Source organism: Pseudomonas sp. PAMC 29040 (assembly GCF_003994535.1).
Taxonomy (GTDB): Bacteria; Pseudomonadota; Gammaproteobacteria; order Pseudomonadales; family Pseudomonadaceae; genus Aquipseudomonas; species Aquipseudomonas paraversuta.
The window spans coordinates 298,109-317,885 of the sequence record NZ_RZAA01000001.1 but is presented as its reverse complement, the minus strand read 5'-3'; the positions used below and the strand labels follow the sequence as shown (position 1 = coordinate 317,885).

General features: G+C 59.1%; 16 protein-coding genes and 1 riboswitch. Of the genes, 6 read left to right on the top strand and 10 right to left on the bottom strand.

The window, feature by feature from the left end; translation table 11 throughout:
* Positions 1-19 precede the first annotated feature (19 nt).
* The 5 genes from WG29040_RS01360 to WG29040_RS01340 form a co-directional block, all read right to left on the bottom strand.
* Positions 20-1,123 carry an ABC transporter ATP-binding protein gene (locus WG29040_RS01360; RefSeq protein WP_010656545.1) on the bottom strand — a complete coding sequence of 368 codons (1,104 nt, stop codon included), beginning with the start codon at positions 1,121-1,123 and terminating at the stop codon, positions 20-22.
* A gap of 22 nt (positions 1,124-1,145) precedes the next feature.
* Positions 1,146-1,979 carry a carbohydrate ABC transporter permease gene (locus WG29040_RS01355; RefSeq protein WP_010656544.1) on the bottom strand — a complete coding sequence of 278 codons (834 nt, stop codon included), beginning with the start codon at positions 1,977-1,979 and terminating at the stop codon, positions 1,146-1,148.
* Positions 1,980-1,986: 7 nt separating this feature from the next.
* A complete protein-coding gene (locus WG29040_RS01350) occupies positions 1,987-2,913 on the bottom strand; it encodes a carbohydrate ABC transporter permease (RefSeq protein WP_127195436.1) in 927 nt (308 codons plus the stop codon).
* Between the two features lie 130 nt (positions 2,914-3,043).
* Positions 3,044-4,354: a sugar ABC transporter substrate-binding protein gene (locus tag WG29040_RS01345; protein ID WP_127195435.1), complete on the bottom strand. Its 1,311-nt coding sequence runs from the start codon at positions 4,352-4,354 to the stop codon at positions 3,044-3,046.
* A 140-nt stretch (positions 4,355-4,494) separates the two neighbouring features.
* Complete coding sequence (locus WG29040_RS01340) at positions 4,495-5,430, bottom strand: AraC family transcriptional regulator (protein ID WP_050949476.1); 936 nt, start codon at positions 5,428-5,430, stop codon at positions 4,495-4,497.
* 102 nt (positions 5,431-5,532) lie between these two features.
* Between WG29040_RS01340 and cobF the strand changes: the two genes are divergently transcribed.
* A complete protein-coding gene (cobF, locus tag WG29040_RS01335) occupies positions 5,533-6,291 on the top strand; it encodes a precorrin-6A synthase (deacetylating) (protein WP_127195434.1) in 759 nt (252 codons plus the stop codon).
* A gap of 242 nt (positions 6,292-6,533) precedes the next feature.
* Here cobF and WG29040_RS01330 read toward each other — a convergent pair whose 3' ends face one another.
* Positions 6,534-7,832 (bottom strand): glycosyltransferase, encoded by a 1,299-nt coding sequence (locus WG29040_RS01330; protein ID WP_127195433.1) that lies wholly within the window; start codon positions 7,830-7,832, stop codon positions 6,534-6,536.
* A 184-nt stretch (positions 7,833-8,016) separates the two neighbouring features.
* A riboswitch (cobalamin riboswitch) is annotated at positions 8,017-8,215 on the top strand.
* Positions 8,216-8,307: 92 nt separating this feature from the next.
* Here WG29040_RS01330 and cobW point away from each other — a divergent pair.
* The 4 genes from cobW (at position 8,308) to WG29040_RS01310 (ending at position 14,919) form a co-directional block, all read left to right on the top strand.
* Positions 8,308-9,378: a cobalamin biosynthesis protein CobW gene (gene cobW / locus WG29040_RS01325; RefSeq protein WP_003445375.1), complete on the top strand. Its 1,071-nt coding sequence runs from the start codon at positions 8,308-8,310 to the stop codon at positions 9,376-9,378.
* Positions 9,379-9,381: 3 nt separating this feature from the next.
* Positions 9,382-13,152, top strand: a complete 3,771-nt coding sequence (cobN, locus tag WG29040_RS01320; protein ID WP_127195432.1) for a cobaltochelatase subunit CobN — start codon at positions 9,382-9,384, stop codon at positions 13,150-13,152.
* Positions 13,153-13,246: 94 nt separating this feature from the next.
* Positions 13,247-14,254, top strand: coding sequence for an ATP-binding protein (locus WG29040_RS01315; protein WP_003445379.1), 1,008 nt, complete (start codon positions 13,247-13,249; stop codon positions 14,252-14,254).
* Entirely contained in the window at positions 14,179-14,919 is a 741-nt protein-coding gene (locus WG29040_RS01310) for a VWA domain-containing protein (protein WP_256681497.1), read from the top strand. Before WG29040_RS01315 ends, WG29040_RS01310 begins: the two co-directional genes overlap by 76 nt.
* A gap of 50 nt (positions 14,920-14,969) precedes the next feature.
* On the opposite strand, the gene WG29040_RS01305 is transcribed toward WG29040_RS01310, so the two are convergent.
* Positions 14,970-15,236 carry a hypothetical protein gene (locus WG29040_RS01305; RefSeq protein WP_003445381.1) on the bottom strand — a complete coding sequence of 89 codons (267 nt, stop codon included), beginning with the start codon at positions 15,234-15,236 and terminating at the stop codon, positions 14,970-14,972.
* Positions 15,237-15,583: 347 nt separating this feature from the next.
* On the opposite strand from WG29040_RS01305, the gene WG29040_RS01300 reads away from it, so the two are divergent.
* On the top strand, positions 15,584-16,909 hold the full coding sequence (locus WG29040_RS01300; RefSeq protein ID WP_127195431.1) for a sigma-54-dependent Fis family transcriptional regulator: 1,326 nt from the start codon (positions 15,584-15,586) through the stop codon (positions 16,907-16,909).
* Between the two features lie 72 nt (positions 16,910-16,981).
* Here the strand turns inward: WG29040_RS01300 and WG29040_RS01295 are convergent, their stop codons facing one another.
* Genes WG29040_RS01295 through WG29040_RS01285 form a run of 3 tightly spaced genes read right to left on the bottom strand, consistent with a single transcriptional unit; the run spans position 16,982 to position 19,777 of the window.
* Entirely contained in the window at positions 16,982-18,265 is a 1,284-nt protein-coding gene (locus WG29040_RS01295; protein WP_127195430.1) for a transporter, read from the bottom strand.
* Positions 18,266-18,310: 45 nt separating this feature from the next.
* Positions 18,311-19,051 (bottom strand): hypothetical protein, encoded by a 741-nt coding sequence (locus WG29040_RS01290; protein WP_127195429.1) that lies wholly within the window; start codon positions 19,049-19,051, stop codon positions 18,311-18,313.
* 45 nt (positions 19,052-19,096) lie between these two features.
* On the bottom strand, positions 19,097-19,777 hold the full coding sequence (locus WG29040_RS01285; RefSeq protein ID WP_003445386.1) for a C39 family peptidase: 681 nt from the start codon (positions 19,775-19,777) through the stop codon (positions 19,097-19,099).

The following is a 19,777-nucleotide window of genomic DNA, read 5'->3' as shown; positions in this document are numbered from 1 at the left end:
GGTGCGATCTCAAAAAACGTTAGGCAGCAGCGCGCAGCGGGCGGGTGATCGCCAGCCCCTGTGCGTCGAATAGGTGGCAATGTTCACTGTCCAGGTGCAAGTGCAACTGCTCGCCGTACTGGCTCGCCATGTCCCCGCGAATGCGCATGGTCAGCGGTTCGCCGCAGGCAGTAATCACATGGCAATAGGTGTCGCTGCCCAGGCGCTCGCCGACATCGGCGGTGACGGTCAGGGTGCAATCACCGGGTCTGGCCAGGTTCAGGTGTTCCGGGCGGATCCCCAGGGTAACCTCGCCGCCAATGCTCAGTGACGCGCCGCTCAGGGGCAACTGGATGCGGGTACCGGCGTCCAGTTCAACTTCGCAGCCTTGGCCATCGACCCGACTGACCTTGCCTTTGAGGAAGCCCATTTTCGGGGTGCCGAGAAAACCGGCGACAAACAGGTTGACCGGCTGGTGGTACAGATCCAGGGGCGAGCCGACCTGCTCGACCTTGCCGGCGTTGAGTACCACCACCTTGTCGGCGAGGGTCATGGCCTCGACCTGATCGTGGGTCACGTAAATCATGGTCGCCTGCAGTTCCTGATGCAGACGCGCCAGTTCCAGGCGCATCTGTACCCGCAGGGCGGCATCGAGGTTGGACAGCGGTTCGTCAAACAGGAATATCTTCGGGTTGCGCACGATTGCCCGGCCGATTGCCACCCGCTGGCGTTGCCCGCCGGACAGGTGCTTGGGCTTGCGCTCGAGCAAAGGCGCAAGCTCGAGAATACGCGCCGCTTCGTTGACCTTTTTTTCGACTTCGGCTTTGGCCACACCGGCCAGGTCGAGGGCGAACGACATGTTTTTACGCACGGTCATGTGCGGGTACAGGGCGTAAGTCTGGAACACCATCGCCAGATCACGCTTGGCCGGGCTGACTTCGGTGATGTCGCGTCCGTCCAGCTCGATGGTACCGTCAGTCACTTCTTCGAGCCCGGCAATCAGGCGCAGCAGAGTGGACTTGCCGCACCCCGACGGGCCGACGAAGACCACGAACTCACGGTCGTTCACTTCAAGGTCGATGCCCTTGATGATCGAAAAACCTTCAAAGCCTTTTTGCAAATTCTTGATTTTCAGGTTGGCCATGATGGGCCTCCAAAGGTGATTTTTATTTGACTGCGCCAAAGGACAAGCCGCGAACCAGCTGTTTCTGGCTGATCCAGCCAAAAATCAGGATAGGGGCACAGGCCAGGGTCGAAACGGCAGACAATTTGGCCCAGAACAAGCCTTCGGGGCTGGAGTAGGAAGCGATCAGCGCGGTCAGTGGCGCGGCGCTGGATGACGTCAGGTTGAGTGACCAGAAGGCCTCGTTCCAGCACAGGATCAGCGACAGCAGCAGGGTCGAGGCCAGCCCGCCCTTGCTGATGGGCAGCAGTACGCGAAGCATTTCCTGCCACAGAGTGGCGCCATCAAGGCGGGCCGCTTCCAGGATGTCCTTGGGGATGTCCTTGAAGTAGGTGTAAATCATCCAGACCACGATCGGCAGATTGATCAGGGTGTAGATGATGATCAGCGCGGTCCGGGTGTCCAGCAGGCCGAAGGATTTGGCCAGCAGGTAAATCGGCATCAGCACCCCCACCGGCGGCAGCATTTTGGTGGAGAGCATCCACAGCAACGTGCCTTTGGTCCGTTTGGTCTCGTAAAAGGCCATGGAGTACGCGGCCGGGATGGCAATCAACATGCTCAGGGCAGTAGCGGTGAACGAGATCACCACCGAGTTCCAGGCGAAGTGGAAATACCCGCTGCGTTCTTCAATGTGCAGGTAGTTCTCCAGGGTCGGAGTGAAAATGAACTGCGGCGGCGTGGCGAATGCGTCGATCTCGGTTTTGAAGCTGGTAAGCACCATCCAGAAGATCGGGAAGAAAATCAGGATGGCGATGGCCCAGGCCAGGGTGCCCAGCAGCAGGCTTTGCAGGCGACGCGATTGTTGCAGTGTCATCACTTGGCCCTCACGGCTTGTCAGTCAGGTTTTTACCCAGCATGCGCACCAGGATGATGGCTGCGATGTTGGCAATCACGACCGCGATAAGACCACCGGCCGAGGCCATGCCCACATCGAACTGCACCAGCGCCTGGTTGTAGATCAGGTAGGCCAGGTTGGTCGACGCATAGCCGGGGCCGCCATTGGTGGTGGTGAAGATTTCGGCAAACACCGAAAGTAAAAAGATGGTTTCGATCATCACCACCACGGCGATGGGGCGCGCCAGGTGTGGCAGGGTCAGGTGCCAGAAAATCGCGATGGGGCCGGCGCCATCCAGGCGAGCGGCTTCTTTTTGATCCTGGTCGAGGGACTGCATGGCGGTCATCAGGATCAGAATGGCGAAGGGCAGCCATTGCCACGACACAATGATGATGATCGACAGCAGCGGGTAGTGCGCCAGCCAGTCAACCGGCTGGGCGCCAAACAATTTCCAGACCGCGGCGAGCACGCCGGACACCGGGTGAAAGATCAGGTTTTTCCAGATCAGCGCGCCCACGGTGGGCATGATGAAAAACGGAGAAATCAGCAATACCCGCACGATGCCGCGGCCCATGAACTCACTGGCCTCCAGCAGGGCGCTGATCAACACCCCGAGGACCACACTGATCAGCAATACACTGCCCACCAGCAGCAAGGTATTGGTGGCGCCGGGCAAGAACCCCGAGTCGGTCAGGAAGTAGGTGAAGTTTTCCAGCCCTACAAACTGGTTTTCGCCCGGGTACAGCAGGTTGTAGCGAATCAGCGAAAAGTACAGGGTCATGCCCAGCGGTACGATCATCCACAGCAGCAATAGCGCCACTGAAGGCGTGACCAGGAACCAGCCGGGGTTGAACAGCCGTGATTTACGCACCGGCAACGGGGCGTCAATCGCCGGGGAAACAGTCGAAGTGGTCATGGTGAATGGCACCTGTGCTTTTGCGGGCGCTGGCTTGCCTGCGATGGCATCTACTCAATCTGAAAATCAGATCGGGTTGTTAGCATCGCTGGCAAGCCAGCTCCCACAAATTCGGGAGGCTATCCCGCTTTTATTTTGGGTAACCCGCGCGTTTCATTTCGCGCTCGGTGGTCTGTTGTGCTGCGGCCAGGGCCTGGTCAACCGTCATCTGGCCAATCAGCGCGGCGGAGAACAACTTGCCGACCTGGGTACCCACGGCCTGGAACTCCGGGATGGTGACCAACTGTATGCCGACGTAAGGCACAGGTTTGAGGGTAGGGTCATTGGGCTTGGCGGCCTTGAGCGATTCCAGGGTCACCTTGGCAAAGGGTGCAGCCTTGAGGTAGGCGTCACTGTAGGTCGAGGCGCGGGTGCCCGGCGGCACATTGGCAATGCCGTCTTTCTCGGCCACCAGTGCCCCGTACTCCCTGGACGTGGCCCAGGTGCTGAAGGTTTTGGCGGCGTCCTTGGCCTTGGACGTAGTGGGGATGGCCAGCGCCCAGGAATACAACCAGGCGCTGCCTTTGTCGGTCACTGCATGGGGGGCGAAGGTGAAACCGACCTTGTCGGCCACTTTGCTCTGGGTCGGGTCGGTAACGAATGAACCGGCGACGCTGGCATCGACCCAGATCGCGCATTTGCCGCTGTTGAACAGCGCCAGGTTTTCGTTGAAGCCGTTGCTGGTGGCACCCGGAGGGCCCGAGGCTTTCATGGTGTTGACGTAAAAGTTGAGGGCGTTCTTCCACTCGGGGCCGGTAAATTCAGGCTGCCACTTCTCATCGAACCAGCGCGCGCCGTAGGCATTGGCGACCGTGCTGATCAGCGCTATGTTTTCACCCCAGCCCGCTTTGCCCCGCAGGCAAATCCCGTATTGCTCTTTTTCGGGTTTGTTCAGGGTTTTGGCGAATTCTGCAATCTGCTCCCAGGTCGGGTGCTCGGGCATGGTCAGCCCGGCTTCCTTGAACAGGTCGGTGCGGTAGTAGGTCATAGAGCTTTCGGCATAAAACGGCAGGGCGTAAAGCGTGCCCTTGACTGACAAGCCATCGCGTACCGAGGGAAATACATCTTCAATGGCGTAGGACGCAGGCAGCTCGTTCATCGGTTCCAGCCAGCCCTTGGCTCCCCAGAGTGCAGCTTCGTACATGCCGATGGTCAGTACATCGAACTGGCCACCCTGGGTGGCAATGTCTGTGGTGAGGCGTTGGCGCAGTACGTTTTCTTCCAGCACCACCCAGTTCAGCTTGATATCCGGGTGTTCGCTCTCGAAGGTTTTGGCGAGCTTCTGCATGCGGATCATGTCGCTGTTGTTGACCGTCGCAATGGTCAGCGTTTGTGCGCCCAGGCTGATACCGCTGAGGGTCATGCACATGGCTACACATAACGCTTTGACAGGAATATTCATTGAGCACTCCACTTCTTCGGCCAAGGCGGCCTTGAAGGACGGTTATTGTTTTTATGGCTGCCCGCTGACACGAGCGCATAGGGCCGATTACAGCCCTCAATCACCGGCGTGACAAATCACTGGTAGCACTGCAACCGATACTATTTTGCACTGCGCAGACGTTCGCTCAGCACCGGCAGGTTTTGCTCGGTCAAACGCTGTACGGCCAGACGGCGGTAGTGTGACGGGGTCATGCCTTTAAGTTGCTGAAAGCGCCGGTTGAAGTTGGAAATATTGCTGAAACCCGACTCGAAGCACACGTCCGTTACCGCTTTGCGGCCATCGGCGAGTAATTCGCAGGACTTGCTGATGCGCAGGCGATTGACGAATTCGATAAAGCAGCGCCCCGTGGCTTGCTTGAATACCCGGGAAAAGTAGGTAGGTTTCATGCCCATGTAGTCGGCGACTTCTTCGAGGGTCAGCTCCCGGGCATAGTGACTGAAGATGTAATCCACAGCGCGGTTGGTCCGCTCTATGGTGTGCTCGTCGGCCAGGTTGCCTGAGGTGACGCCGGACAGCAGTTGATAGTTGTCGCAGTCGGCCAGCAGCTCCATCAGGATCAGAAAGTGCCCTAGGCGGGTCACTCCGGTGGCATTGGCAATGGTCTGCATCAAGGCCATGGCTTTGCGGATGGTGGGCTTGCAGTGAAACTCGATGCCGTACTGGGCCCGCTCCAGCATCGGCGTGAGACCTTTGAGCTCGGTAAACACCGAGGCGGCGCTGCCCAGCAGCTCATCGGTAAAATTGACCAGCATGTCGCGCTTGGGCACCACTTCATCTGCGGCCACCTGGCTGATCCAGTTGTGGGGCAGGTTGGGGCCGGTGAGGAACAGCGTCTCGGGGTAGAAGTTACCGATATAGTCGCCTACGAACACTTTGCCGCTGCTGGCCACAATCAGGTGCAGCTCGTATTCCTTGTGGAAATGCCAGCGTACCAGCGGGCAAGGGAAGCCATGCTGGCGATAAATGATCGACAGGCCATTATGGTCATCCATCAATTCGTATGAAGGGTCTGTAGCTCGGGCGAGACGAGTCATGGGCTTGGCCGTTGGTGGTCTTGTTATGGGGCTGATCATGCTGTCTTTTGAAAATTCCTGCCAGCCACGGCTCAATTTCCTGCCTGTTCAAGGATAGACACTATGAAAACACTGTTATTGATTGGCATGGGCTCGGGCAATCCGCAGCAGATCACCGTGCAGGCAATTGAGGCACTGAACCGCACCTCGGTGTTCTTTGTACTGGACAAGGGCAAAACCACTGACGACCTGGTACGGCTGCGGCTGGAAATCTGCGAGCGTTACATCCGTGAGCCGGCTTATCGGGTGGTTCAGGTCAGTGATCCGCAGCGTGACAGTGCTACCCCGTCCTATAGACAGGGGGTTGAGGACTGGCATGAGCTGCGGGCCGAGGTGTTTGCGCGGCTGATCGAGGACGAGCTGGGGGAGGGGGAGTGCGGGGCATTTCTGCTCTGGGGCGAGCCGGCTTTGTATGACAGCACCTTGCGCATTCTGCAGCGGGTGCGGGCCAATGGCTGCAGCGGGTTCGACTATGAGGTGATCCCCGGTATCAGCAGCGTGCAGGCCCTGGCGGCCCGGCATCGGGTGGCACTCAATGACATTGGTCAGCCGATCCGTATCACCACGGGGCGGCGACTGGTGGCCGAAGACCTGGACAATGTGGTGGTGATGCTCGATGCCCACTGCGCGTTCCAGGCTTTTGTCCATGAAGACCTGGATATTTACTGGGGCGCCTATATCGGCACAGCGGACGAGATCCTGATTGCCGGCAAGCTGGCGGATGTCAGCCAGCAGATCAGGCATGCCCGCGAGGCGGCCAGATTGCGCAAGGGCTGGATCATGGACACGTATTTGCTGCGCCGGTCAGCGAAATCGGACTGACCCCATCGCGAGGCAAGCTCGCTCCTACAGGCGACCGGGGTGATCTGTGGGAGTGACCTGTGGGAGCTGGCTTGCCAGCGATGGAGGCAACCAGGTGGTGGCCGTGTGCTGCCATCGCGAGGCAAGCTCGCTCCTACAGGCGACCGGGGTGACTTGTGGGAGTGACCTGTGGGAGCTGGCTTGCCAGCGATGGAGACAACCGGGTGGTGGTCGGGTGCTGCCATCGCGAGGCAAGCTCGCTCCTACAGGGAGTGGCTACGGTTCTTGGCTTCGATCCACTGCGACATGTATTGGGTACTCTTGTGCTGGTGATGACGCAACATGGCCCCGGTGAAGTTGTTGCGCCGGTGCTGTTCAAGCTCCGCGCGGCAGGCTTCGATGCGTTGCACCAGCGCCGGGCCATGGCTGGCTTTGAGGTACCGCGCCTGCAGTAACGCCTGGCCGTTGTGTTGCGCCTGCTGCCACGCCTGGGGGGTGCGGTACAGCTCGACGGCCGCCTGCGCAATGGCGCTGGCACTCTGTTCTACGGCACCGGCCCACGGCATGTCACCGTGCATGCCTTCCGCACCCACCGGGGTGGTGACATTAGGGGTGCCGCAAAGCATGGCGTCGGCGATTTTGCCTTTGATGCCGGCGCCAAAGCGTAAAGGGGCCAGGCAGATCCGTGCGTTGCTCATCACGGCCAGGGCATCCTCGGCCCAGTTGAGTACATGAAAACCCTGGGCCGGGTTATGCAGGGCCGTGGCTTTGGGCGGCGTGTAGGCACCGTAGACATGCAGTTGGGCGTCGGGCAGTTGCTGGCGGATCAGCGGCCAGATATGGGTTTTCATCCATAACACGGCGTCCCAGTTCGGCCCATGGCGGAAGTTGCCGATGCTCAAGAAATGCTGGCGCTGCTCGTAAGGCACGAATTGCTCAGGGACGCTGTCAACCATCAGCGGACACCAGTGCAACAGTGCCTCGGGAACCTGAAACTGCTCCACCAGAAGATCGATTTCGTATTCGGAAATCATCAGGTTCAGGTCGCTGCGGTAGATCGCGGCGATTTCCCGTTGCGCAAGGTCGGCATCGGCCATGTGTTCAAAGGTGGTACGTTGCCCCGGGGCGAACAGGCTGCTGAAGTCATCCTGCTCCGGGTTGTGCTTGAGCCGCGCCTTGAGTTGCAGGTGACGGGCGTCGCGCAGGCTTTGTAAGTCGGAGGTTTCCAGGACTCGCAAGGCATTCGGGCAGTGCTTCTCAACGCGCCAGCCGAACTGCTCCTCCATCATGAAACGGTCGAACAGGACGATATCCGGGGCCAGTTCACTGATAAAGGTGTCGAAGCTGCTGTTATTGAGCTCGATCCCGACTTCATCGATGCCCAGCGCTGCCAGGTCGGCCTTGTGCTCGCTAACCCCGGCCGGGCTACTGAAGGTGATCTGCCAGCCGTGCTGCAAGAAACTGTCGATGATTTGCATCATGTGCCCGCCCGCCGCAGAAGAGCGAGGCTCGGGCCACACGTAGCCAATGATCAGGACGTGGGTTGGGCGAGGGGACGACATGGGCGGTTCCTTGAAGCCTGAGGCTGAAAAAAGGCGGCAATTAGAACACAACACTGCATTGATCATGTGTGGGAGCTGGCTTGCCAGCGATGAGATCGCCATGATCGGTCCTGCAAGCCGGGTTGAATCCATCGCTGGCAAGCCAGCCGCCACAGGATGACATTGACCTGTTACAAAGCACTGCGTAGCCTTGCACGTTCGAGGTTCTTCGCCACGCGAAGCTAAGAAGGGAACGCGGTATGCCGCGGCTGCCCCCGCAACTGTAAACGGTCGATGACCTTGCAATGCCACTGCTGAACAAGCGGGAAGGCGCAAGGTCGGTGTCAGCCCCGGCTGATACCCCGCCGTAAGCCAGGAGACCTGCCTCGTCACAGATTCTTACTTCAACCGGGCGGGGTGATCCGGTGGCGAAGACTGACCGCGCACAGCCTGCGGTCGTCGTCCCGTATGCCCGCCGCTTGCCAAAGGGCATCCGATGAAAACACTGGCCAAAATCCCTGTCACTATCGTTACCGGCTTTCTCGGTTCGGGCAAAACCACACTGCTGCGGCACATGCTGGATAACGCCCAGGGCCGCCGTATTGCGGTGATCGTCAATGAGTTCGGTGAGCTGGGTATCGACGGTGAAATCCTCAAGCAGTGCACCATCGGCTGCACCGAAGAAGAAGCCAACGGCCGCGTTTATGAACTGGCCAATGGTTGCCTGTGCTGCACCGTGCAGGAAGAGTTCTTCCCGGTGATGCGCGAACTGGTGGCCCGTCGCGGCGATATCGACCATATCCTGATCGAAACCTCGGGCCTGGCCCTGCCCAAACCTCTGGTGCAAGCCTTCCAGTGGCCGGAAATCCGCAGCGCCTGCACGGTTGACGCGGTTATTACCGTCGTCGACAGCCCGGCTGTGGCTGCCGGCACTTTTGCCGCGTTCCCGGATCAGGTCGACGCCCAGCGCAAACTCGACCCGAATCTGGACCACGAGTCGCCTCTGCACGAGCTGTTTGCTGATCAGCTGGCCAGCGCCGATCTGGTGATCCTCAATAAAGCCGACCTGATCAGCCCTGAAGATCTGGCCCGGGTGCGCGCCGAAGTCGCCGAAGAGCTGCCACCTGCGGTGAAGGTGATCGAGGCCAGTAGCGGCCGCTTGCCTCTGGATGTGCTGTTGGGGCTGGGTGCCGGCTCCGAGGATCATATCGATGACCGCCACAGCCACCACGATCACCACCACGACGGTGATGATGACCACGACGATCATGACCACGATGCCTTCGATTCGATTTCCATCGAGCTGCCTGAAGGCGAAGAAAGCGTATTGATGCAAGCCCTGACGCAACTGGTGGTCCAGCACGGCATTCTGCGGGTCAAAGGCTTTGCAGCCATCCCGGGCAAGCCGATGCGCTTGTTGATCCAGGGTGTGGGTACCCGCTTTGACAAGCACTTCGACCGTGCCTGGGGCCGCGATGAAGCACGCAGCACCCGGCTGGTGCTGATCGGTCAGGATCTGGACGCGGCACTGCTCGAGTCCACCCTGCGCACAGCGTTGAGCGCTTAAACCATGCATTTGCTCAGGACCCAGCCTGGTGGCTTTGTATCGGACGACAACATTGCCGACCTCGGACAGACCCCCGCCGAGCTGGTGATCCTGTGCAGCGGTGATTCAAGCCTGGCACTGCTGGCGCAAGCCGCGCAGCAGTTGCCTGAAAATTATCCTGGCCTGCGTCTGGCAAACCCGATGCAGGTACAGAATCACGGCTCGGTCGACCTGTATTTCGATCAGGTGCTGCAACACGCCAAAGTGATCCTGCTGTCATTGCACGGCGGCATAGGTTACTGGCGCTACGGCATCGAGCGCTTGATGCAGCTGGCCGAACGTGGCGTCACCCTGATTCTGGTGCCGGGCGATGACCGTCCCGACCCGGAGCTCAGCGCACTGAGCACGGTGGCGGCCGGCGAGGGTGAGCGTCTGTGGCATTTTCTGCGCCAGGGCGGGTTGCACAATGCCTTGCAACTCTATCGTTGCCTGGCCACCCAGTGGCTGGGCCGCGACTATGGGTGGGACGAGCCGCAAACCTTGCCCCGTACCGCGATTTATCATCCGGCGCATTCCAGCCCGCAACTCAGTCACTGGCAGGCTGACTGGCAACCCGGGTATCCGGTGGCGGCGCTGCTGTTCTATCGCTCGCATTTGCAGGCGGCCAATACCGCGTTTGTCGATGTGTTCTGCCAGCGCATGCAGGCCGCAGGTCTCAATCCCTTGCCGGTTGCCGTGGCCAGTCTCAAGGAGCCGGGTTGCCTGGCAATGGTGGAGGACTGGCTGGATGAGGTTCAGGCCGCAGTCATTCTCAATACCACCGGTTTCGCTCAGTCGAGCCCCGAAGCCCCGCACCTGCGGCCGTTTCGGCGCAATATCCCGGTAATTCAGGCCATCTGCGCCCAGGACAACGAGCCCGGCTGGCGCGACAGCGAACAAGGCCTTGGCCCGCGAGACCTGGCGATGCACATTGCCTTGCCGGAACTGGACGGGCGAATCATCAGTCGCCCGATCAGTTTTAAAGACCTGGCCTGGCGCAGTGAGCGCAGCCAGTCGGATGTGGTGTGTTATCGCGCGCAGCCGGAACGCATGGACTTTGTCGCGGAGCTGGCGCGGCGCTGGGTCGAATTGGCACGGGTGCCAAACCCGCAAAAGCGCATTGCGCTGATTCTGGCCAACTACCCGACCCGCGACGGTCGCATCGGCAATGGCGTGGGGCTGGACACACCGGCCGCCGCGCTGAATATCCTGCGGGCTTTGCAGCTCGAGGGGTATCCGCTGGATTGCCGGTTGCCCGAGACTGGCACTGCGCTGATTCAGGAGTTGCTCGGCGGGGTCAGTAATGACCCTGACAGCCTGGACCTGCGGCCCTGTATGCAAAGCCTGGCCCTGGAAGAGTACTGGACGATGTTCAATCGCTTGCCCGAGGCCAATCGCCAGGCAGTGATTGAGCGCTGGGGCATGCCGCAGACCGATCCAATGTTCCGTAGCGGACGGCTGATGGTCGCGGGTTTGCGTTTTGGCCTGACGTTTGTCGGGATTCAACCGGCCCGGGGCTATCAGGTGGATGCCAGTGCGGTGTATCACGACCCCGATCTGGTGCCGCCCCATGGCTATCTGGCGTTCTACTTCTGGTTGCGTAACACCTACGGCGCCCATGCCGTGGTCCATGTGGGCAAGCATGGCAACCTGGAGTGGCTACCGGGCAAAGGCGTCGGGCTGTCGGAACAGTGCTGGCCGGACGCAATACTCGGCCCCATGCCCAACGTCTATCCGTTTATCGTCAATGATCCCGGGGAAGGCGCCCAGGCCAAGCGCCGGACCCAGGCGGTGATCATCGATCACTTGATGCCACCGCTGACCCGGGCTGAAACCTATGGTCCGTTGCGCGACCTGGAACTGCTGGCCGACGAATACTACGAAGCGCAGCTGCTTGATCCGCGCCGGGCCCGTGAATTGCAGCGTGACATCCTCAAGCTGGTGCGCGAAACCCGGATCGACCGCGAGTTGCAGCTGGACGAGAAACTCGACAGTGATGCCGATGCCGCGATCTGGTTGCCACGGCTGGATACCTATCTGTGCGACCTGAAGGAGTCACAGATCCGCGACGGCTTGCATATATTCGGCGAATCGCCGGCCGGGCGTTTACGTATCGACACGCTGCTGGCGCTGTTGCGCATCCCCCGTGGCGATGGCCGCGGGGCGCAATCCAGTGTGCTGCGGGCGTTGGCCAAAGCCTTTGAACTGGCGTTTGATCCGCTGGACTGTGCGCTGGCAGAACCCTGGACAGCACGCCAGCCTGCGGCGCTGGTGGCGGTCAGTGATGCGCTGTGGCGCACTGCCGGGGATACCCGCGAGCGTCTGGAACTGTATGCCGGGCAGCTGATTGAACAGGCATTGGCCGGCACTCTGCAATTGCCCGAAACCCCGAAATGGCTGGAAGTGCGGGGGATTTTCCAGGCCTTGCTGGAGATCGTGGCGCCGCGTCTGGATGCTTGCGGCCCGGCCGAGATGCAAGGCTTGCTGGATGCCCTGCATGGCCGCTTTGTGCCGGCGGGGCCCAGTGGTGCGCCGAGTCGCGGACGGCTGGATGTATTGCCCACCGGGCGTAATTTCTTTTCGGTGGATGTGCGCAACCTGCCAACCACCACCGCCTGGCGCATAGGTTTTCAGTCGGCCAATCTGATTCTGGAGCGTCACTTGCAGGACCACGGCGATCACTTGCGCCAGTTGGGCCTGTCCGTGTGGGGCACCGCAACCATGCGTACCGGCGGTGATGATATCGCCCAGGCCATGGCCCTGATGGGCGTGCGCCCGGTGTGGGCCACCGGCAGTCAGCGGGTGGATGATTTCGAAATCCTGCCGGTCAGCTTGCTGGACCGGCCGCGGGTCGACGTGACCTTGCGTGTGTCGGGCTTCTTCCGCGATGCCTTTGCCAATCTGATCCGCCTGTTCGATGCGGCGGTGCAAGCCGTGGCCGCACTGGACGAGCCGGATGATCTGAACCCGCTGGCTGCCAAAGTCCGCAGTGAACGTGAGCAACTGGTGCAGCAAGGGCTGGCACCCGAGCTGGCGGCGCGGCAAGCAGGCTGGCGCATATTCGGCGCCAGGCCCGGGGCCTATGGCGCCGGTGTGCAAAACGCCATTGACGGTCGTTTGTGGCAGAGCCGCGATGATTTGGCGCAGGTGTATCTGAACTGGGGCGGTTACGCCTATGGTGCCGGTGATGAAGGCACCGGTGCCCGTGACCAGTTCGCCCGGCGCTTGAGTCAGGTGCAGGCAGTGGTACAAAACCAGGACAACCGTGAGCACGATGTGCTCGACTCCAACGACTACTACCAGTTCCAGGGCGGCATGCTCGCGGCGGTGGAGACCTTGAGCGGTGAAAAAGCCGCCAGTTATCACGGCGACCACAGTCAGCCGGACCTGCCGAAAATCCGCACCCTCAAGGAAGAGCTGAACCGGGTGATCCGATCCCGTGCCGCCAATCCGAAGTGGATCGACGGGGTCAAGCGTCATGGCTACAAAGGCGCGTTCGAAATGGCCGCGACCCTGGATAACCTGTTTGCCTTTGACGCGACCACGCATCTTATCGATGACCATCAGTACGCGTTGCTGGCAGATGCCTATTTGCTCGACCCGGATACCCGTGAATTTGTTCAGCAGCACAACCCCCATGCCTTGCGCGATATGACCGAGCGCCTGCTCGAAGCCCAGCAGCGCGGGTTGTGGGAGGCGCCCGGGGACTACCGCGAGGCGCTGGAAAACCTGTTGCTGGATATCGAAGAAGATTGAGCTTGGCTCTACTGCAGTGCTCTTGGCACGGCCCCCGTTGCCGGCATCGCGATGCAAGCTTGCTCCTACAGACTTTACGCAAGGATTTGGATACATGACTGACACCCCGCATTTCCCGTTGTCGGCGGTGGTCGGCGCGGACTCACTCAAGCTTGCGCTGTGCTTGACGGCTATCGACCCGAAAATTGGCGGAGTGCTGATCGAGGGCCCCCGCGGCATGGCCAAATCCACCCTGGCCCGGGGCCTTGCCGACTTACTGGCAAGCGGTCAGTTCGTCACCTTGCCATTGGGCGCCACCGAAGAACGGCTGGTGGGCACGCTCGATCTGGACGCCGCGCTGGGGCAGGGCAAGGCGCAATTCTCCCCAGGAGTGCTGGCCAGGGCCGATGGCGGAGTGCTGTATGTCGATGAAGTGAACCTGCTGGCCGATCATCTGGTGGACGTACTGCTGGATGTGGCAGCCAGTGGCACCAATGTGGTCGAACGCGACGGTATTTCCCATCGGCACGCTGCGCGCTTTGTCTTGATTGGCACCATGAATCCGGAAGAGGGTGAGTTGCGCCCGCAATTGCTTGACCGCTTTGGCCTTAATGTGGCCATGAACAGTCAGCCGCAGCCTGCCGAGCGCGGCGAAATCATTAGGCGGCGCTTGAGTTTTGACCTGGATCCCCAAGGGTTTTGTGAGCAGTGGGCCGCTGCACAGGATGCGTTGCGTGAGCGTTGCCAGCAGGCTCGTGAACGGCTGCAGGGCATTGAGCTGGATGACCAGTCGCTGGCAGTGATCACCGCGCGCTGTTATGCGGCGGCGGTTGATGGCATGCGCGCGGATCTTGTCTGGCTGCGCGCGGCGCGGGCCCATGCCGCTTGGCGTGGGGCCGGGGTGATCAGTCTGGAGGATATTGATGCGGTGGCCGAGTTTGCCTTGCGCCATCGACGTCGCCAGCAGCCTGCTGAGGCGCCGACGCCACAACAGTCGCAACCGCAAGCGCAATCCGGCAGTGCCTCGTCCAGTACCGGCCAGGGCCAATGGGGCGAATTGCCTGCGCAGCCTCAGGCCATGGGTGGCAGGCGCGAAGTGCCGAGCTGGCCAAAAAAGCCTTAGGCATTCGCCCCCGATCCAGTGCGGGGGCGGATGCCAGACCCCGGGCAGGCCAACTGGGCCAGGGCAAACTGGGTGCCAGTCGCAATGCAGCCGGCGGTACCGTGGACTGGGTGCAAACCCTGCTGCGCGGCCGCCCGCAACAGCGTACAGATCTGGCCTACAAGACCCGCCAGAGTGCAGCCCAAGAGCTGTGGCTGGTGGTGGTGGATGCTTCGTCTTCCACCCGTCGGCATCAGGCGCTGGGGGATGCCAAGGGGTTACTGGCCCAGGTGTTTGAGGATGCTTATCGGCAGCGGGTGCGGGTGGCGGTGATGACTGCCAGTGGCAGTGCGCCGCAATGGCAGGTCTGCGGTGCCAAAGCATCTGCGGCCTTGAACCAGTGGTTGCTGACGCTGGGAGCGGGGGGTGGAACGCCGTTGCTGGAAGCCCTGGCGGATGTTGCACAGTGGCTGAAAACCCGTCGCAAGCAGTTTGCAGAAGAACAACAACGTTTTTTATTGCTCACCGACGGTCGTCTCAAAGACGGTCCGGCTCTGCCCGCCATTGAATGTCCGGGGTTGTTGATCGATATGGAGCGGGGGCCGATTCGACTTGGCAAGTCACGGCGGATGGCGGCTGATCTGGCTCTTGAATACACACATATCGATGAGTTGAAACAACTGTAGGAGCGAGCTTTCAAGCGCTCGCGAGCAAGCTCGCTCCTACAGGTTCGGGATCAGGCCGGCATTACCCAGGGTTGCAAGGTGTAGCCTTCGCTGCTCAGTTCGGCACGGGCTTGTGCCAGCAGGCTTGCAAGTTGGGCGGCGTCAGCACAGGCGCTGCGCGGGATTTGTTTGCGACCGATACGGGTGTTGGTGCGGTCAATGACCGTCAGGCTCAATTCGCCATGACCGTCTTGTGCAGCCCAGGCAACACATTGAAAAGGTTCAAAGGCGTGGCCGGCAATCAAAAGTGCTTCGTTGAAACGGAGCGGGGCGTTCATAGGGTTGTCTCTCTGGTGTGCCCATCAAGTGATTAACCGTCGGCTGGGCTTACCGTTCGGTTGGTTACTTGTACTGATGACCTCAGACCCGCCTCAGGTCACACACTTTCATGACTTTTTTAAAAGTATTTTTAAAAGCCTGATGCAGATCAATTTTTAACCCCCTGAAAACCTCTGCCGCCGCTTTTCGATGGCCCCGTACGCCTTTGTGCTCAAGTGCGTATTTGGCGATGAGGGTTATAGGGAATTGATCCAAGTGGCGGGCACAGTTTTGTCATACGTTACACCTACCTTAAAACCCTGCCTGTTCTCATCCCATTTATGCTTTTTGGCGTCAAGGAACAGTCATGCTTGTGATGTCCTCCCCGCGACGCCTTTTAGTTGTAGATCCCTGTGACGATTGCCACGCACTGCTGCCGGGGTTGCGTACCATTGGTTGGGCAGTGGACAGCTGTAGCCTTGAGTCGGTCAGCAGCCATTCATGTGATGTCGGATTGTTCCGGCTCCAGCCATTTCATCTAGAGCACCCCGAAGCCGTCAAAGACATGATCAGTCGCAGCGGTACCGAGTGGATCGCCGTACTCAGTGCTGACGTATTGAAGCTGAAAAACGCAGGCGATTTTGTTTGCGAATGGTTTTTTGACTTCCATACGCTTCCCTTCGATTTTTCGCGGGTCCAGGTCACCCTTGGCCGTGCATTCGGTATGGCCCGTTTACGTGGTCACGCCACCACTCACGCCAATAATCCAGGGCACGAGTTACTGGGCCAAAGCCGGGTCATTCATGACTTGCGAAAACTGCTGGGCAAATTGGCACCTACCGAATCGCCCATATTGATCCGTGGCGAAAGCGGCACGGGAAAGGAACTGGTCGCCCGTACTCTGCATCGAGAGTCCCAGCGCAACGGCAAGCCCTTTGTGGCGATAAATTGTGGCGCCATCCCTGAGCACTTGATTCAGTCAGAGCTGTTCGGCCACGAGAAGGGTGCCTTTACCGGTGCGCATCAGCGCAAGATCGGGCGCATTGAAACGGCCAATGGAGGCACCCTGTTTCTGGATGAAATCGGTGACCTGCCGCTGGAGTTGCAAGCCAACTTGTTGCGTTTTTTGCAGGACAAGCACATTGAGCGGGTAGGGGGCAGCCAAGCGATTCCTGTTGATGTGCGGGTACTGGCGGCAACCCACGTCGATCTTGAGACTGCCATTGTCGACGGCCGGTTTCGTGAAGATCTGTACTACAGGCTTAACGTATTACAGGTTGTCACCGCCCCTTTACGGGACCGTACGGGTGATCTGGCGTTGCTGGCCAATCATTTTGCGCATCTCTACAGCCTGGAGACCGGGCGTCGCCCGCGTACCTTCAGTGATGATGCATTGTTTGCCATGGGCATTCATTTCTGGCCCGGCAATATTCGCGAGTTGGCCAACCGTGTGCGACGTGGTCTGGTATTGGCTGAAGGTCGTCAGATCGAGGCCACTGATCTGGGCCTGGAATCGTATCTACCAGTGATAGAGGTATCGGGCACGCTGGAGGATTACAAAAGCCGTGCCGAACGTCAGGCGCTGCACGATGTGTTGCATCGACACAGTAATAACTTGAGTGTTGCGGCCAAAGTGCTGGGTGTGTCGCGCCCTACGTTTTACCGGTTACTGCACAAGCACCAAATCCGCTAGGGCAGTATCAAAAGAAAAGACCCGCAGCCTGTATCTGCTGCGGGTCTTTTTTCGTGCGGGCCCGGGGGCAGCCTAGAAGTAGTACGGGAATTTCAGACTGAAGGTGAAGTCAGGAGCATCCTCTGTCAGGCCTATGGACAGATTGGGCACGATGGTCAGCTTGTCGGTTGCAGCAATGGTCATACCGACGTTGAAGTAGCCTGCGTTGGCATCGCTGGTGGCGACGGTTTGCCAATCACCACCATCCTGTTTGAGCTTGCTCTTTTTCTGAATCAGGTCTGACACGGAGAACGACATGCTCATTTTTTCGTTCAGGGCAAATGCCACACCGGCACCCAGCTGGAAGCTGTCGCCCAGTTTGACCTTGCCAGGCTGAGACAGGCCGACTGTCGAACTGATGTCGTCGAATGAGCCTTCAAGGTTATGGGTGTAAGACAGCGTTCCGAACAGCACGGCGGGATCGAAGGTTTTGACCAGAGAGATGCCGGGGCTGATCGACCACACGCCATTGCCGGTGGGCAAGTCTTCCGGAGTGAAAATGTTGGTGTTGGCCCCGGACTGGATCAGTTTGATGCCGAACGGATCTTTGCCGGTCGGCGCTTTCACCCGCACGGTAAAGACGGCATCCGGGGTGTTGGCCGACTCGTCGAGGAACTTGTAGGCCACACCAACGTTGACGTCGCCAATGGTCGGGTCGCGGGTGACGGTCTGCTCGGAGGTCGCTTGAGCATCACCGCCATTGGCCCCCCCTGACTGATAAGCCGATTCGCGATAAACCACGGGGACGTTAATGTCGAACTGCCAGCGGTTGTCGAAGTTGTATCGACCGGTAAGGTCCAGAGTCCAGGTGTCAGCCTTGATGCGATCCAGGTTGAGATTGCCCAGGAATATTGAGTCCAGGGCCAAAAAACCATTGAGAATCAACTGCCGGGTATCGTAATGGGAGTAAGTGAGTCCGGATTCAAAACTGAACTTGCCACCGCCAAAAAAGCCACTGGCTTCGTCGTAAAGGTTGACCACACTTTTGGCGGGTGCGGAATCATCTTTCAGTGATTCTCCGTAAGAACTTCCGCCTGCTGCACCGCTACCGGTCGTGGCCACTTTCTGGTTGCCGGTCAAGTCTGCAGGCGACTTGGCCAATCGTTTAGGAACCGGTGTTGTCGGTTGATCTTCTACTTGTCGTACACGCTGTTCGAGTACGGCCAAGGCCTTTTGTTGTAGATCGTAACGCTGACGGAGCTCCAATAATTCTTGTTTTAATTGCTCTACATCAACATCAGGGGCTGCATACAGCAGGGCTGATGGAAACAGAGTGCTTATGCATACAACTGCGCGAAAGGTAAACAATCGGTGCATGAAATAAGCCGTCCAGTGGTTCTAATTGTAAGGGGGGAGCCTAGTTCAATATCCCAAGTTGCGCAGGCCTATTAATTGATTAATATTACAATTTGAAGCGACGGTGGTCTGACTATTAGCGCCCATGACGACATTAAGTTGCGTCATATTCGTAATCGCATTACCAGCGCCCAATAGAGTTGTGCTCTGTAATACACCACCTTGAGCGATTTGTTGCAATGAGGCGCCTTGATTATTATTGGCCTCAATTGCCATTTGAATACCGCCCCCCGAGGCCGATACCGTCAAATTACCTGCACCGCTGGCGACTGAGACGGAATTATTTTCCGTTAATAATGTGCCTTGCTGATTAACCGCCGGTGCTTGACCGGCATGGGAGATAGTGATGTCAACATTGTTGTAGGCGCTGTTATTGTCGCCGGCGGCCCTTACGCTTTGTGTGACCCCCTGTCCCGTACTCAGCCCCGCGCCCCCCGTGACGATGCCGGTACCCTTGGCCGCTAGCGTACCGTTCCCTGCGGCGCTGTAGGTCGATACATAAAACTGTGGCTTGACCGTATTTTGCAGTTGCATTGACGTGGTTGCACCGACCACATCCCCTTTGCTGCTGACCCAGGTACTGCTCATGACGATCCCGAAGCTGATGATCCGGCCGGGCATGACAAAACGCCCGCGCAATTCAGCCATTTCATTGTCTTTGAGCTCCACAGGTTTGAATATCGAGGCTGCGTGGGCTGGCAGGCTGAGGGCAAGACAGGCGGCTATCAGCCAATAGGGCGTTTTCATGTGCTGCTCCAGGAGCGGGCGGCTCCATAGTCATCTTTGGCGCACTTAAAAAAAGTCGCTCTGGATAAACCCGAAATCCATTAGCTCTGCATCCTTGACCGGGCTGAACATATCGAGCTTGTTCTTGACGGTCAGTGGGGCAGGGGGACTCAGCAAAGCGTTGGTCTTGTCGTAACCGGGGCCAATAATGGCGAATACAATGCCATTCCAGCCTTTGGCGAAGTCTTCATGTGAGAAGCGTTTATGTCCCAGCACCGGGTCGGCGATATACACCCAGTCTTTTTGTGCACGCTGCATGACTACAAAATGCTTGTAACCTCGAATTTCCAGCAGGACGACGACAGGAATATTGACGCTTTCCAGGCTTTGCGCCGGGATCCGGTAACCCCTTGCCCGCATGCCGATACTTTCGAGATAACGCTTCATGTCGAGCATTGAGAACCCCTGGGTACGTACCAGTTTTTGATCCGCATTGATCAACATGCCTTTAATGATTTCGTCTTCATTGACGTCCATCCAGTAGGCCTGCCGCAGCACAGTTGCCAGAGCTGCTGCGCCACAACTGAAGTCGGTTTTTTGCTCAACAATGTCTGCAAAGCGACGCTCGCGAATACTCTGTACATGCTTGAAAACCAGATTGCCGCCGGGCATGGCCGCAACCGGCATCTGCGCGGCCTGTGTGATGCCGGCCATACAGAGCAACAGCAAGAGAGAGGTCGTGCGCAT

Bases quoted from the DNA above. Each gene is read 5' to 3' on its own strand.
- WG29040_RS01360 (WP_010656545.1), bottom strand. From the start codon at position 1,123: ATGGCCAACCTGAAAATCAAGAATTTGCAAAAAGGCTTTGAAGGTTTT.
- cobN (WP_127195432.1), top strand. From the start codon at position 9,382: ATGCATTTGCTCAGGACCCAGCCTGGTGGCTTTGTATCGGACGACAAC.
- cobF (WP_127195434.1), top strand. From the start codon at position 5,533: ATGAAAACACTGTTATTGATTGGCATGGGCTCGGGCAATCCGCAGCAG.
- WG29040_RS01340 (WP_050949476.1), bottom strand. From the start codon at position 5,430: ATGACTCGTCTCGCCCGAGCTACAGACCCTTCATACGAATTGATGGAT.
- WG29040_RS01295 (WP_127195430.1), bottom strand. From the start codon at position 18,265: ATGCACCGATTGTTTACCTTTCGCGCAGTTGTATGCATAAGCACTCTG.
- WG29040_RS01305 (WP_003445381.1), bottom strand. From the start codon at position 15,236: ATGAACGCCCCGCTCCGTTTCAACGAAGCACTTTTGATTGCCGGCCAC.
- WG29040_RS01285 (WP_003445386.1), bottom strand. From the start codon at position 19,777: ATGCGCACGACCTCTCTCTTGCTGTTGCTCTGTATGGCCGGCATCACA.
- WG29040_RS01315 (WP_003445379.1), top strand. From the start codon at position 13,247: ATGACTGACACCCCGCATTTCCCGTTGTCGGCGGTGGTCGGCGCGGAC.
- WG29040_RS01330 (WP_127195433.1), bottom strand. From the start codon at position 7,832: ATGTCGTCCCCTCGCCCAACCCACGTCCTGATCATTGGCTACGTGTGG.
- WG29040_RS01290 (WP_127195429.1), bottom strand. From the start codon at position 19,051: ATGAAAACGCCCTATTGGCTGATAGCCGCCTGTCTTGCCCTCAGCCTG.
- WG29040_RS01345 (WP_127195435.1), bottom strand. From the start codon at position 4,354: ATGAATATTCCTGTCAAAGCGTTATGTGTAGCCATGTGCATGACCCTC.
- WG29040_RS01300 (WP_127195431.1), top strand. From the start codon at position 15,584: ATGCTTGTGATGTCCTCCCCGCGACGCCTTTTAGTTGTAGATCCCTGT.
- WG29040_RS01310 (WP_256681497.1), top strand. From the start codon at position 14,179: ATGGGGCGAATTGCCTGCGCAGCCTCAGGCCATGGGTGGCAGGCGCGA.
- WG29040_RS01350 (WP_127195436.1), bottom strand. From the start codon at position 2,913: ATGACCACTTCGACTGTTTCCCCGGCGATTGACGCCCCGTTGCCGGTG.
- cobW (WP_003445375.1), top strand. From the start codon at position 8,308: ATGAAAACACTGGCCAAAATCCCTGTCACTATCGTTACCGGCTTTCTC.